The sequence below is a fragment of the Auritidibacter ignavus genome, from assembly GCF_003703835.1.
Taxonomy (GTDB): Bacteria; Actinomycetota; Actinomycetes; order Actinomycetales; family Micrococcaceae; genus Auritidibacter; species Auritidibacter ignavus.
This window is the reverse complement of record NZ_RDQR01000032.1, coordinates 1-14,407: the sequence shown is the minus strand read 5'-3', so window position 1 is coordinate 14,407 and position 14,407 is coordinate 1. Positions and strand designations below refer to the sequence as shown.

The following is a 14,407-nucleotide window of genomic DNA, read 5'->3' as shown; positions in this document are numbered from 1 at the left end:
TGGCCGAACTCAAGCGGTTAGGACGGACTCTGAAGCGTCGAGCTGCTGATATCCTGGCGTTCTTCACCCGACCGGGAACGTCGAACGGGCCTACCGAAGCGATCAATGGCAGGCTCGAACACCTACGGGGCTCAGCACTCGGCTTCCGCAACCTCACGCACTACATCGCGAGATGTCTGCTCGAGTCCGGCGGCTTCAGACCGGTTCTACACTCTCAATTACGATGAGCCGCATTGGCGCGTGGATCTCTTTTGTCGTCGGAAAAAAGCACGACACCGAAGACGATTGGCTAGTTGTACTTCCCCGCGAGGTTGTGAACGCGTTCAGCTGGGGTGAGACCTCCGATGCCGGTGTGGGGTCGGTGATGATTGTAGTGATGGAGTCAGGCCTGGTAGGGATCAGCGTGTTCGTTCTCGCTGGTGTAGGGCCCGGGGGTAAGCCGATTCCGATGCCAGAGTCTTGTTGAATCTTTCCACCGTGCCATTGGTGTGGGGTCGGTATGGCTTGGTCCGCTTGTGCTTGACACCCTCACCGAGTGCCTTGGCAATAGCGGCTGAGCGGTAGCAGGCACCGTTATCAGTTATGACCGCTTTGACAGTGTTTCCCAGATCGTTGAAGAATGCGTTAGCTCGCTTCCAAAAGCCGGCTGCGGTTTCTTTCTTCTGATCATCTAAGATCTCTGAATACGCGGCCCGGCAGTTGTCATCAACCGCGTGGTGACGATACCGGTATCCGTGAACTGGCACGGTTTTACGTGCCTGTATCTTGTTCCGTTGGGCCGCATGGTGACCCTCGCTTCCCCGGCCGTGGACTCGCCAGCCACCACTGTCTGGGATCCGGCCCTGTTTCTTAATATCGATGTGAACCAGCTCCCCTGGAGCGGCGGCTTCGTAGCGTTTGGGTTTGGGCTTGCGGACGGGAGGCCCGGTGGCCTGGTCGATATCGCAGAGCCTGGGCATGTTGTAGCGCTCCAGGACACGCCCCACAGTCGAGCGTGGGATACGCAGGTGGTAGCTGACCCGGTGTGGCCCCCACTTGCGGTTAAACCGCAGGTTAATGATTCCTTGTTCGGTCTTGGCAGGACGTTAGTTGGGAGAGGTGTGGGGCTGGGAACTACGGTCTGTCATGGGCAGTGCGGCCCGGTAACGGTCTGCCCATCGTTTGGCGGTAGCCGGTGAGCATGGGAAGCGTTCTGCGGCTTGGCGTATCGGTCATCCATCATCAACAATGAGCCCGGCGATGCGTTGAGGCCCCACCGGGCTGAAAGATGCGTTAACGTGAGTCATGAAGACCTCCGGGTTAGGTAGGAGTTGTGGTAACCCCATACTGCCCGGAGGTCTTCCCTAAATCACACCCGGTCAAGTCCTGAGTAGTGGTGTATGAGTCGTGTTCGGGGTGTGGTCTCGTTTCAGGGTGTGTTCAGGCGGGGATGGCTTCGAGGGTGGGCTCTGTGGTGCTCACCTTTTGACTGCTGGTGGGCTCGAGGGCCTGGGCTGTTTCGATGGATTCCAGCGAGAGGTATCGGCGGGCTTCTGCCCATTCATCGTGCTGCTCAGCCAGCACCGCTCCGAGCAGCCGGGTGATGGAGTCGCGGTCGGGGAAGATCCCCACGACATCGGTGCGGCGGCGGATCTCGCGGTTGAGTCTCTCGTTGGGGTTGTTGGACCAGACTTTGCGCCAGATCTGGTTGGGGAAGGCGGTGAAGGCCAGGATGTCTTCCCGGGCGGCGGCGAGGTGGTCAGCGACCTTGGGCAGCTTGGCATCGAGGTCCTCAACGACTCGGTCGAACTGGGCATGGACGGCCTCAGGGCCGGGCTGGTCATAGATGCTGTGCAGCAACGCCCGCACTGCTGGCCACTGCTGCTTGGGAGTGATGCTCATCAGGTTCGCCGCGTAGTGGGTCCTGCACCGCTGCCAGGCTGCCCCAGGCAGGGTCGCGGCCACCGCGGCCTTCAGCCCGGGGTGGGCATCAGAGGTGACCAGCTTGACCCCGGACAGGCCCCTTGCGACCAGGTCGCGGAAGAAGGAGAGCCATCCGGCTCCGTCCTCAGCAGAGGTGACCTGGATCCCGAGGATCTCACGGTATCCGTCGCTGTTGACTCCGGTAGCGATCAGCGCGTGGATGTTGATCACTCGCCCATGCTCACCGACCTTGATCACCATCGCGTCTGCGGCGACCAGGGTGTAGGGCCCGGCATCCAACGGCCGGGTGCCGAAGGCCTCGACCTGCTCATCGAGCTCGGCGGCCATGTCACTGACCTGGGACTTCGACAGGCTGGTGATCCCCAAAGAGCCGACCAGCTTGTCCATCCGGCGGGTGCTGACACCGAGGAGGTAGCAGGTGGCCACCACCGAGGTCAGAGCCCGCTCCGCGCGTTTTGTGCGCTCCAGCAGCCAGTCGGGGAAGTAGGATCCTTCCCGCAGCTTCGGCACCGCGACATCGATGGTCCCAGCCCGGGTATCGAGCTCTCGGTGCCGGTAGCCGTTGCGCCGGTTGCTCCGGGATGCATCACCGGCACCGTACTCGGCCCCACAGACCGCGTCAGCCTCGGCCGAGAGCAGGGTGTTGATGAAGATCTGCAGCAGTTCCCGAATCAGGTCCGGAAAGGCCTGCAGGACCTCTTTCTCCAGAAGGGCCTTCAGGTCGATACTGGAAGGGGTGACGGTCATCGTCGTGGCACCTTTCGAGAGTGCTGTGAGAGGTTCACTCGAAAGAACACGCGGTGGCCGTCACTGTCATTCCAACAGCCGACTCACCGAAGCTCGTACACCACTATCCCGGACGCTACTGCCGAGTACGCCCCAGCCCCAGAGAGCCTCGCGAACAGGGTCAGCAGCCTAGGTGGAACCTGTCACACACAACTCAAAGAACAGCAGTTCACCGTCACTGTGACTCTGCCGATCACATCCGCAGGCGAACAGGCGACCCTCAGATGAGGGATGCTCTACACATGAGCACCGGCTTCTCATGGGGGCATGAAGACTCTAGTTACCACGCTCTTCCTGCTGTCCACACTTGTACCGACTCCCGAAGCCCAAACGCCGCTACGAGCCCAAGAGCTCCCCCGGACAATCAACCGCACTTGTAACATCGGTCGAAGCAACCGCAGAAGCTTACGCGAAGCCGACCCAATGTAAGTTATGGCGTCTCATCAATAAGCCCAAGTATCGAAAGTACTGTCTGTGACTAGCCCGCGCCCCACTCCCTCAGAGCCGATCTCGGTCCTGGTGGTTGATGATGATAAGTGGACCACCAAGGCCATCAACATGGCATTGCAGAAAGACCCCGCAATCCGGATTGTCATCGCCGCATCGGATGGAGCTGAAGGAGTCGAGGCGTATCGCTCGTCCTCTCCCGATATTGTGCTGATGGACCTGAATATGTCCCCGGGTATGAACGGCGTGACCGCTATTGAGAAGATCCGTCAGTTCGACGCAGAAGCACGTATTATCGTGCTCACCACGGTCTCACCTGGGCCAGGGCTGGCTCGCGCTCTAGAGGCCGGCGCGTTAGCGGTCGCTCGGAAAACTGCGTCAGAAGCTGACTTGCGAAAAATCGTTCTGGCTGCCGCTCAGGGAGATGATCCAAGACTGCTGAAACGCCTAGCCCAAGACACTGTGATCAGTGGCGACCTGCTTCCTGATACGCCCGTAGTGGTTCCCCATTTGACTCCAGCCGAACGTGACATTCTCATACTCATCACAGACGGGCACGGCTACGAAGAAATCGCGAAACGCCAGGGCATCACCGTATGGACAGTCCGTTCCCATGTGAAGAAACTAAGAGAGAAACTCTACGCTGAGAACCTAGCTCAGCTCGTAGTCCGCGCCCTTCAATACCGTTACATTTCTCCCTGATGGCTCCGTGGCGAATCGGCGGAACCGGTGTATACACCGAAGGGTAAGAGCTCCCCGTTTGGGCTCATCGCCCCTTTTTACCGACCACCACGGGTGTGCCGGTTTCCTCGGGGTGCAGGACGGCTGCGTCGAGGCCGAAGATGTCGTGACAGTTGGCCTCGGTGAGCACTTCTACCGGGGCGCCGTCTTCTACGATATTGCCGTCTCGCATGGCGATGATGCGGTCACTGCAGCGGGCGGCGATATTGAGCTCGTGCAGGACCATGATAATGGTCTTGCCGGTCTGACGGTTCAGCTGCTGCAGCAGGTCGACCAGTTCGATCTGGTGGTTCAGGTCCAGGTAGGTGGTGGGCTCATCCAGCAACAGGATCTGCGAGTCCTGGGCCAAGACCATGGCAATCCAGACTCTCTGGCGCTGCCCTCCGGAGAGCTCTGAGACAGCAGTCTCAGCAAGGTCCGTGACCCCAGTCTGTTCGAGTGCCTGGTCGATGATGCGGCGGTCTTTTCGCGTCAGCCCGCCGAATACTCTGCGGTGGGCGTAGCGGCCGCGGGCGACCAGCTCAGCCACGGTGACGCCTTCGGGGACCACCGGGGTCTGGGGCAGCAGGGAGACAGTGCGGGCGAACTCCTTACTGCTGTAGCTGGTGATAGGTCTGCCAGTGACCTCGACTGAGCCGCCAGAGAGGCTGTTGAGGCGGGCGAAGGTGCGCAGCAGGGTTGATTTGCCGCAGCCGTTGGGTCCGATGATGGAGGTGACTTTCCCGCTGGGCAATTCCACGGAGACATCTTTGAGAACGGCCGGGCCGCCGTAGCCGACCGTGATGGCCTCGGCTTTCAGAACCGGCTCGGGCCCAGTTTCCTGGTGTGTGCCGGTGTCGGGGGTGAGGGTGGTCATGGGTGTTAGGTCTTTCTGATGGTTCGGGTCAGGATGATGCTCAGCAGGACGGGGACTCCGACGATTCCAGTGATCACACCGACCGGGACGGTTCGTGGCATGAGCATGGAGCCGACGACTTCGGCGGTGATGACCAGCAGTGCACCGACCAACGCTGAGCAGATGAGACTGTCGCGGCCGCGCAGCACCAGGCGGACCAGGGGGCCTGCCATGAAGCCGACGAACATGATCGGCCCGGTCAGAGCTGTGGCCCCGGCAACCAGTATCACGGCCAGGCACAGCAGTGCTCTGCGGGTGGCTGGCACGTTGACCCCGAGGCCGTGGGCCAGTTCGTCTCCGCTGGAGAGCATGTGCAGGTTCCGGGCCAGCAGCGACAGCAGCACCACACAGATGACCAGCAGCACTGCCATGTACTGGACCCGGTCCCAGGTGGCCATGCTCAGGGATCCACGGGTCCAGAGCACAGCATCTGAAGTTTGGCCGATGTGCATGCGCAGCATCATGTAGGTCACCAGGGAGGTGGCTACTGCTGAGACCCCGATGCCGACAAGGACGAACTTCACCGAGGAGGAGGCCTGTGCTCCGACCGAATGGGGGCTGCCTACTCCGTGACGGCTGCGTCGGCGGCCGCGGCTGAGCAGCCAGACAAGGATCGCTGAGCTGAACCCACCGGCAAGGGCTGCACCGACCTGGTGGATGCCATTCAGCGAGAACGAAGCCAGCCCGATGACCACAAACAGGGATGCTCCAGCAGAGACCCCGACGACATCGGGACTGGCCAGGGGGTTGCGCAGCAACAGTTGGAAGATTGTCCCGGACAGTGCGAAAGCTGCTCCGGCCAGCACTCCCAGCACCACTTTGGGCAGTCTGTCGCTCATCACGATGAACCGGGCCGGACCAGCACCGGGGATCTCTTCGCCCCCGAGGATGCGGAAGAAGTCCACGAACGCGATGGTGTAATCACCCAGCAGGACCCGGACAAGAGAGAGCCCCATCACCAGGACGGTCAGGCACGCAGCAAGGACAGGAACAGCGACCCGGCGCCTACGTGTGGAGGAATGTGATGTGACCGTGGGCATCAGACACCTACCTGTTTACGGCCGGTTCGCACCAGCATGATGAATACCGGGGCTCCGACGACCGCGGTGGCCACACCGATGGGCACCTCGGCTGGGGGCAGGATGACTCGGCCGATCACGTCGGTGCCCAACACCAGCATCGGACCCAGCAGACAGCAGGCTGGGATGATCCTGAGATAGCTGCCTCCAACAAACTTGCGTGCAATATGAGGAACCACCAGGCCCACGAAACCGATAGGCCCGGCAAGGGCCACCAGCGCGGAGCAGATCACAGCTACGCACAGGGTGATGACCCCGCGATGCAGGGCCACATTCATCCCCAGCGAGGTCGCGGACTCATCTCCCAGAGTCAGGTTGTCCAGGTTTCTGGCTTCAACGATCAGCACCAGCACCCCTAGTAGGGCGATTGCTCCCAGGATCAGGACCATCTCCCAGTCCCCGCGGTTCAGAGAGCCGACCTGCCAGAGCAGGAAAGAGCTGAGGGTCTCCTGGCTGAGCACGATGATCGCTGAGATCACCGAGGCAGCACCGACGGTGATGGCTGTTCCCACCAGCACCACGGTCAACGGGGAGTCCCCGGATTTCTCGGAGACCAGGTAGATCACGATCGCCACTCCGATGGCTCCGGTGAAGGCAGCGGCGACATAGGCCCAGGGCCCGGCCAGACCGAAGAGGTAGATGCCAAGGACCACTGCCATGGCCGCGCCGCTGTTGACACCCAGGATGCCCGGATCAGCCAGCGCGTTACGGGTCAGCCCCTGCATGGCAGCCCCGCACACAGCCAGGCCGAGCCCGACCAGGATCGCCACCGCAGTACGCGGCAGCCGGACCGAGACCGTGTCGGCAAGCTCGCCCTCTGTGGTGCCGCCGAGGAGAACATCGGCGACCGCACCGAATTCGAAGCCGACCACCACAGTGCGGGCCCCGACGGCAAGGCTGAGGAACACTGCCAGCGCCACTACCACCGGGGCCAGAAACCAGAAGAGCCTCCTGGTCAGAACAGGGCGGGTCACCAGCTCAGTTCGCTGTCTCAGCATTCTCTGCGGCTTCGATGAGCTCGTCGACGAATCCGCTTTCCTCCACCAGCCATTCCAAAGCCGCCGGTGAGGTGCCGATGGCGTTGGCCTGGTGGTTGTCGTACTGGATGATCATCGCGTCATTCTGCAAAGCTGGGATGTGCTGCAGCTGCGGGTCCTCAGGGATGGCTTCGGCCTGGGCCTGGTCATCAGCCCAGGTATAGAACAGATCCGACTCCAGCTCTGAAGCCCGCTCCGCAGAGAAGGAGCCGCTGAACTCCCCGGGGGCGAAGTCGATCTCATCCATCACCGGCGCCAGCTCGAAGCCCATGTGCTCGAACATGATCGGCCGGGTGTCATTGGGCGCGTAGATACCGACCTTCGAATCAGAATCAGGAGAAAGCCGGCCCGCCAGGATCGTCTTATCCTGCAGCACCTCGTTGTCCTCGGTGACCCCCGCCAGGGTTTCTGAGACGCGGTCGACAACCTCCTGGGCATCATCAGGACGTCCCAGGGCATCACCGATCTTCAAAGTCGCCTCATCCCACCCGGTGGTGTAGTTCTCCCCACCCTCGTCGAAGGCCACCACATCAGCGATCTCGCTGAGCTGGTCGTAGTCCTCCTGGCTCATGGCTCCGATGACGTTGACGATCAGATCGGGCTCCAGCTGAGCGATCTCGCTGAAGTTGATCCCGTCACCTTCATCGATCTGGGTCGGCATCTCTGCATCGAGCTCATCGAGCTGAGCATCGATCCAGTCAGTGGAGCCGTTCTCGTTGGTGCCCCAGGAAATCTCGCCCATGCCGGCGGGCACCACATCCAGAGACATCAGGATGTCACCGTTGATCCACCCGATGGCCACCACCGTCTCAGGCTCTTCCTCGATCGTGGTCTCCCCAAAGGCATGCTCAACGGTGCGGGGGAAAGCATCCTCTGCTGCCGCCACCCCCGTGTCGGAACCAGAGTCCTCATCCTCACCACCAGTTGCTCCGGTTGAGCATGCCGCCAAAGAAGCGGCCAGCACCACCGCACCACCGGCTGTTGACCACCGTCGAACCACACTGTTCATAACTTCCTCCATGAAGATCTCCGCTGGCGGCCCAGGCCAGCAATAGGTAAGGGGCAGCTTGCGAAATCATTATAGGCCTGCCATAAGTCCGACACAAATGTGAAGCTCATCCATGCCATAGCCTCGTCTCGACCGCCCTCTGCGCCCAACGTGTGAGCATAGGTCATATTTACGTAACCTCTCTCATTATGGTTACCCTAAGTTCATGAGTGAGCCTCAGAGCGAGTCAGCAAAGATACTGAACAGCACATCATCCGGTGAATACGAAGCCCTCATGAGTGAGGCAGCAGTCCGAATACGCAGCCACTTGGAGGGCCGCTCTCAACCAGCCACCAACTCTGCGGCTGGAGACCTGGAGGCGAGAGTGGCAGCGATCAATCTCGATAGCCCAGGCATAGGCCCCAGTGGAGCCCTTCGAGAGATTGATGAGCTGTTCCTGGCTGAAGCGGTCTGGTTCCACCATCCGCACTACATGGCGCACCTGAACTGCCCGGTGGAGATTACAGCGGTAGCGGCCGAGGCCATGCTCGCTGCTGTCAATACCTCGATGGACACCTACGATCAGTCTCGTATCGGGACGTTCATCGAACGCCACGTCGTCGACTGGATCGGGAAGAGGGTCGGCTTCTCCTCCTGTGATGGAGTGTTCACCTCGGGTGGGACGCAGTCGAACATGCAAGCTCTTCTCTTAGCCAGAGAAGCCGCACTCGGGGTGCTGCCGCAGGTTTCTAGGGCGGTGAGCCAGTCCCGCCAGGTGGTGTTCACCAGCGAAGAAAGCCACTTCAGCGTGGAGAAAGCCGCCATGGTGCTGGGCCTGGGAGCCGATGCAGCAGTGAAAGTACCAGTCGACCACGAGGGCAGAATGCGCCCGGAAGCGCTGGATGAGGCAATTCGCCGCTCCAAAAGCACCGGATTCCAGCCCATGGCCGTAGTCGCTACTGCCGGCACCACGGACCGAGGCATCATCGATCCATTGATCGATGTGGCTGATGTCACCGATGACCATGGTGTGTGGCTCCACGTAGATGCGGCCTATGGAGGCGGTCTGCTGGTCTCTGCGACTCGCCGAAGCATGCTTGAGGGCATCGAACGGGCCCGCAGCGTCACGGTGGACTTCCACAAGATGTTCTTCCAGCCCATCACCTGTTCGGTGCTGGTTATTCAGTACCCGCAGGACCTACGAGGCTCAGAATGGCACGCGGACTACCTCAACCCGGAGGGCGCGCAGGAGCCCAATCAAGTTGATAAATCCCTGCAGACCACCAGACCTTTTGACGCCCTGAAGCTCTATGCCACCCTGCGCAGTACCGGGGTTGACGGTTTGGGGAGATCGATCGATCAGGTGCTTGACCTGACCGAAAAGGCCCATGCTTTCATCACGGAACACCCTGACCTGCAGCTGTGTTCCAGCACCGATCTGTCCACCGTGTTGTTCCGCTGGCAGCCCCAGGGAGTCGACCCGGATACCGCTGCAGCGATGGTCAGTGGAATTCGGGACACGATGCAGCGCAACGGCAAGGCGATGATCGCTAAGACGGTCCTCGCCGGTCTCCCGTGCTTGAAGCTGACGCTTCTGAACCCGGCCACAACACTTGCTGATGTGAGGGCTGTTCTTGAAGACGTCGCCGATGTGGCCGAATCGCTGCACAGGGACCACCAGGTCAAACCTGCCCCAGAGGAGGTCGCAGTATGACCCAGCACCCCCAGCCCTACGACATCCTCGGTGTAGGCATCGGCCCCTTCAACCTGGGATTGGCCTGCTTGAGCCAGCCAGTGGACGGCCTCAGCACCCTTTTTCTCGATTCACGGCCGGAGTTTCGCTGGCATCCAGGGATGATGCTCCCAGAGGCAACTATCCAGGTGCCCTTCATGGCAGACCTGGTGACACTTGCGGATCCGACCTCAGAGTATTCGTTCCTGAACTGGCTCAAGATACGAGGGCGTCTATACCCCTTCTATATCCGAGAAGATGTTCATGCTCTGCGCAGTGAATTCGACCTCTACTACCGATGGGCAGCCGAGAATCTGCCGAACCTGCGGTGGGGCCATCACGTCGAAGAGATCACCTATGACCAACAGGCCGATTTCTTCCGCGTCCAAGCCATCACCCCGGAAGGAATACGCACCTTCGAGGCTCGGCACGTCGTCATCGGTGTAGGTACAGAACCGTGGGCCCCGCCGGTCTTCGGCGATGACCTCACCGGAATCATTCACTCATCGGACTACATGCACCACCGGGACGAACTTCTCGACGGTGACTCGCTGACAATCATCGGAAGCGGCCAATCAGCCGCGGAAATCTATCTCGACCTGCTCGAAACACAACCAGGCCACCAGTATCGACTCGAATGGATCACCCGGTCACCGCGGTTCTTCCCCATGGAGGACACCAAGCTCACCCTTGAGATGACCTCCCCGGAATACACCGACCATTTCCATGCCCTGCCCGAAGCCGTCCGGGACCAGCTCCAACGAGAACAGCGCGGACTATACAAGGGCATCAGCTCAGAACTGATCGCACGGATCTACGACGCTCTCTACCAGCACTCAGTACATGAGCAGATTGCCACCACATTGCTCACCGATACCGAACTGCTGGAAGCCACCAGCCGCTCGGCAGACAACCGACGAGAACTGGTCTTCCGCCACACTCAGACACAGACGACCTTCCGCCGCGAAGCCAGCCACGTCATCTGCGCGACAGGCTACCGGCCCAGAGAACCCCACTTCTTAAACCCCCTGGGCGATCTCATCACCAGAGACTCCAAAAACCGGCTCGCTGTCACTAGGGATTACCACGTGGACACTCTTGGAGGACGCATATTCGTCCAGAACGCCGAGGAACACACTCACGGGCTGACCGCCCCTGATCTGGGCATGGGCGCCTGGCGCAATGCGACCATCCTCGCCTGCATCACAGGCAAAGAGATCTATCCCATCGAGCGGAAAATAGCGTTCCAACATTTCGGCCCACTGGCTGACAACACCCCTCAGGAGCTTCCCCGATGACCACTCTTAGTTTTGACGCCCCGACCTGGCAACTCACCCACAGGTTTACCGCGCATCCCATCGACCCTCACAGGGATGCGCCGCTGCTGCATCAGTGGCTCACCCATCCTTCGGCCAAGTACTGGCAGATGCTCCACTACACCCAGAGCCAAGTCCAGCAATACCTCCAAGCAATCACTGACTCTCAGGACGAACAGGGATGGCTGCTTCACTCCGAGGCCGGACCGGTGGCCTATATCGAAACCTATAACCCCCAAGCCGTTCTGCTCACTGATGTCTTCGCCGCAGAAGACGATGACATCGGCATGCACCTACTGGTGGCTCCCGCCCCAGAAAACCCGGCCCTGAGGCAGCACGGACTGACCACACAGGTCATGGAAGCCACAGTCGAACTGTGCTTCAACACCGGCGCCCGGCGCATCGTGGTGGAACCAGACATCGAGAACACCAGAATCCACCGCAAGAACCAAGAAGCAGGGTTCCAATTCCTCAGAGAGATCGACCTTCCCGGCAAACGAGCAGCACTGAGCGTCTTAGAGAAAGACAAAACTGCCGCAGCCGGCGCAGGGCTCACAGATCACCTTGAACCTGCAGCTATGGCCGTTGCACAACGCCACCTGGTGACCAAAGCGCTCTCCGAATTCGCCCACGAAAAGCTCATCACCCCACATGCAGAGACCAGCACTGAGCAGCTCGACGACGAGACCGCAGAAGAGCAGTGGTTCAGCGTGAAAGCCGGAGAGAGCACCTACCGCTTCCAGGCTCAGCATCTAGCTCTGAGCCATTGGGAAATCGACCAAGCCAGTCTCCAGCGACTCCAGGGAGACGCAAAGACAGAACTCAACGCCCAAGAACTGATCATTGAACTCAACTCTGCCCTCGCCATTCCAGAACACCTGCTGGATACCTATCTGGAGGAGATCGCCTCCACCCTGGCCAGTGCAGCCTATAAGCACCACATCGGCGGCCCCACCGCAGAGCAGCTGGCCCGCGGCCGCAGAGACCTCGATACCGCTGGTGACTATCAGCAGACTGAAGCGTCGATGACCGAAGGACACCCCTGTTTTGTGGCCACCAACGGTCGCATCGGTTTCAGTCTCGATGACTTCCTTGCCTACGCCCCCGAAACCGGACAACGCTTCCGGTACCTCTGGCTGGCAGCCCGCCGAAACAAGACCGAAGTCACCCTCGGTAAAGGACTGGCCGAGAACCACCACTGGAACTCAGAACTCGGAACAGAAACACTCTCGAAATTCGAGCAGCAGCTCAACGATCAGGGCCTTGACCCCGCCGAGTACACGTTGATGCCGGTCCACCCGTGGCAGTTCCGACACCGGGTGGCCATCACCTTCGCCCCTGAGATCGCAAGACATGATCTGATCGTGCTGGGCGAAGCCGAGGACCTCTACCAGCCCCAGCAATCAATCCGCACCACGTTCAACCGCTCCAACCCACAGCGGTCCTACGTCAAGACCGCGCTGTCGATCCAGAACATGGGGTTCCTCAGAGGCCAATCTCCTGAGTTCATGCGGTTCGCCCCAGCCATCAGCGACTGGGTAGCCCAAACAGTACGCACCGACCCTGTACTCCAACAGATGAACTTCGACGTGCTCCGAGAACACGCCGCCATCGGTTTCACTGGAGACGTCTATCACCAGACACCACGACGGTCTGATCAGAAGAAGATGCTCTCCGTCCTCTGGCGGGAAAGTCCCATTCCCCGTCTGGAACAAGGAGAGCGGCTAATGACCATGGCCGCGTTGCTTCACCGCGACGCTGCTGGAACCGCCGTGACCCCCGAACTCATCAAACATTCCGGCCTCAGTGCCCAAGAATGGATCAGGCAGTATCTGACCAGCTACCTCGCGCCCCTGGTGCACTGCCTGGAGGCCCACGAGCTAGCCTTCATGCCCCACGGAGAGAACCTCATCCTCCGCATCCGGGAAGGCGTCGTCACTGGTGTTCTCATGAAAGACCTCGGAGAAGAGATCGGAATCCTCGGCGACCGCCCCCTGCCCCCGGAACTCGGAGAACTACGCCGCATCCAAGACCCCACCGAACACGCCCAAAGAATCTTCACCGACGTCTTCATCGGTTTCCTCCGCCACCTGGGTGCCCTTCTGCACGTCGACCGCGTACTCCCCGAGGACAAGTTCTGGGCACTGGTCTCAGAAACCATCGCCGCACAACAAGCACAGAGTCCTGGCCGGCGTCGAGTCATCGACTTCACACCAGAATCCTTCGACCAGTGCTGCCACAACCGCCTCCAGCTCAAGAACACCCTAGAGATGGTCAGCCTTGAAGACACCGCAGGATCCCTGATCTATGTAGGGCAGGTCAGCAACCCCATTGGAGAACAGCAAGCCTGATCCCCGGGAGCTAACCCTGTTGAGGCGCGGGTTAGCGTGGTAGGACAGTTCCATCGTTGGCAGCCCACGATGCCCCGAAGCGCTACAAAGACTTGCTCACGGACGGCTCCCTCACCAACAAGCTTATTGACTGTCCCGGGGTTTCTGCCGTGGTCCCCAGCTGACTAATGCCACTATTCCCCTCCGGGCGCAGACCAAGCCTTGCGAAGAAAGCACTATCTGACCACAGCCCTACAGGATCTTAGCCCGCTTTCAGCGGCTCGCCGCCTGCCACTCCTAGGAACTCATGCCTATGAGCCGACGAAGGTGCAGCGCTCTGTCTCCCTGCTAGTTCCACCCTCGATGTATTCAGCACGTAGCTGAGTTCGCTGATTTTGCATAGGAGTCGGGCCCTGAACACCCACTACAGGGAAGACAGGACTATCCGCCGACTTTCGAGGGCTCACGGAAAGGTGCCCTCGACGGTCGCACTCTCACATCTGTGGGGTATCCGTCGAGGGCACCTACGCGAGTTGGTGGGTTATGCCTGAGGTATGAGACTTCTTGAGGGAGAGACTGCCCATAGGGAGAAGCAAGCGAATGCCAGGTCAAGTCCTGAGTAGTGGTGTATGAGTCGTGTTCGGGGTGTGGTCTCGTTTCAGGGTGTGTTCAGGCGGGGATGGCTTCGAGGGTGGGCTCTGTGGTGCTCACCTTTTGACTGCTGGTGGGCTCGAGGGCCTGGGCTGTTTCGATGGATTCCAGCGAGAGGTATCGGCGGGCTTCTGCCCATTCATCGTGCTGCTCAGCCAGCACCGCTCCGACCAGCCGGGTGATGGAGTCGCGGTCGGGGAAGATCCCCACGACATCGGTGCGGCGGCGGATCTCGCGGTTGAGTCTCTCGTTGGGGTTGTTGGACCAGACTTTGCGGGCTCTTCACAATCGAGGGTGTAGACGGGGCTTGAATCCTCCGCTCTCGAGCAAGGACCTGGCGATGTAGTTGGTGAGATTCCGGAAGCCCAGGGCGGATCCGCGCAGGTGTTCGAGTCGTCCGTTGATGGCCTCGGTGGGTCCGTTGGAGGTTCCGGGGCGGTCGAAGTAGGCCAGGATGTCTGCCGCCCTTTTCTTCAGCGTCC

At 60.4% G+C, this 14,407-nt stretch carries 11 protein-coding genes and 2 pseudogenes; 5 read left to right on the top strand and 8 right to left on the bottom strand.

The window, feature by feature from the left end; translation table 11 throughout:
- The coding region (locus DYI20_RS11775) for a transposase (protein ID WP_147472536.1) at positions 1-227 on the top strand (227 nt) is incomplete at its 5' end.
- Between the two features lie 62 nt (positions 228-289).
- On the opposite strand, the pseudogene DYI20_RS11770 reads toward DYI20_RS11775, so the two are convergent.
- Together DYI20_RS11770 and DYI20_RS11765 are read right to left on the bottom strand one after the other, a co-directional pair.
- Positions 290-1,286, bottom strand: a pseudogene (locus DYI20_RS11770) (IS481 family transposase).
- A 133-nt stretch (positions 1,287-1,419) separates the two neighbouring features.
- Complete coding sequence (locus DYI20_RS11765; protein WP_122549555.1) at positions 1,420-2,670, bottom strand: IS256 family transposase; 1,251 nt, start codon at positions 2,668-2,670, stop codon at positions 1,420-1,422.
- A 513-nt stretch (positions 2,671-3,183) separates the two neighbouring features.
- Between DYI20_RS11765 and DYI20_RS11760 the strand changes: the two genes are divergently transcribed.
- Positions 3,184-3,858 carry a response regulator gene (locus tag DYI20_RS11760; RefSeq protein WP_233488086.1) on the top strand — a complete coding sequence of 225 codons (675 nt, stop codon included), beginning with the start codon at positions 3,184-3,186 and terminating at the stop codon, positions 3,856-3,858.
- A gap of 64 nt (positions 3,859-3,922) precedes the next feature.
- Here DYI20_RS11760 and DYI20_RS11755 read toward each other — a convergent pair whose 3' ends face one another.
- The 4 genes from DYI20_RS11755 to DYI20_RS11740 all read right to left on the bottom strand — a co-directional run bounded on the left by DYI20_RS11755 (position 3,923) and on the right by DYI20_RS11740 (position 7,917).
- On the bottom strand, positions 3,923-4,753 hold the full coding sequence (locus DYI20_RS11755) for an ABC transporter ATP-binding protein (RefSeq protein ID WP_110100060.1): 831 nt from the start codon (positions 4,751-4,753) through the stop codon (positions 3,923-3,925).
- A gap of 5 nt (positions 4,754-4,758) precedes the next feature.
- Positions 4,759-5,748, bottom strand: a complete 990-nt coding sequence (locus DYI20_RS11750; RefSeq protein WP_221040959.1) for a FecCD family ABC transporter permease — start codon at positions 5,746-5,748, stop codon at positions 4,759-4,761.
- A gap of 83 nt (positions 5,749-5,831) precedes the next feature.
- Positions 5,832-6,743, bottom strand: coding sequence for a FecCD family ABC transporter permease (locus tag DYI20_RS11745; RefSeq protein ID WP_370443929.1), 912 nt, complete (start codon positions 6,741-6,743; stop codon positions 5,832-5,834).
- Positions 6,744-6,849: 106 nt separating this feature from the next.
- The gene (locus DYI20_RS11740) at positions 6,850-7,917 is read right to left on the bottom strand and encodes an ABC transporter substrate-binding protein (RefSeq protein WP_166769840.1); all 1,068 of its coding nucleotides are present in this window, start codon (positions 7,915-7,917) and stop codon (positions 6,850-6,852) included.
- Between the two features lie 364 nt (positions 7,918-8,281).
- Here DYI20_RS11740 and DYI20_RS11735 point away from each other — a divergent pair, with 364 nt between their 5' ends.
- The 3 genes from DYI20_RS11735 to DYI20_RS11725 are packed head-to-tail and all read left to right on the top strand — an operon-like array spanning position 8,282 to position 13,295.
- Positions 8,282-9,610, top strand: coding sequence for a pyridoxal phosphate-dependent decarboxylase family protein (locus DYI20_RS11735; protein WP_244924692.1), 1,329 nt, complete (start codon positions 8,282-8,284; stop codon positions 9,608-9,610).
- Complete coding sequence (locus DYI20_RS11730) at positions 9,607-10,926, top strand: lysine N(6)-hydroxylase/L-ornithine N(5)-oxygenase family protein (protein ID WP_110101735.1); 1,320 nt, start codon at positions 9,607-9,609, stop codon at positions 10,924-10,926. Before DYI20_RS11735 ends, DYI20_RS11730 begins: the two co-directional genes overlap by 4 nt.
- A complete protein-coding gene (locus DYI20_RS11725) occupies positions 10,923-13,295 on the top strand; it encodes a GNAT family N-acetyltransferase (RefSeq protein ID WP_110100066.1) in 2,373 nt (790 codons plus the stop codon). Before DYI20_RS11730 ends, DYI20_RS11725 begins: the two co-directional genes overlap by 4 nt.
- A gap of 648 nt (positions 13,296-13,943) precedes the next feature.
- On the opposite strand, the pseudogene DYI20_RS11720 reads toward DYI20_RS11725, so the two are convergent.
- Positions 13,944-14,201, bottom strand: a pseudogene (locus tag DYI20_RS11720) (transposase); the annotation flags it as partial.
- Positions 14,202-14,207: 6 nt separating this feature from the next.
- Positions 14,208-14,407: transposase (locus tag DYI20_RS11715; RefSeq protein WP_146206787.1), on the bottom strand; the 200-nt coding region annotated here is incomplete at its 5' end.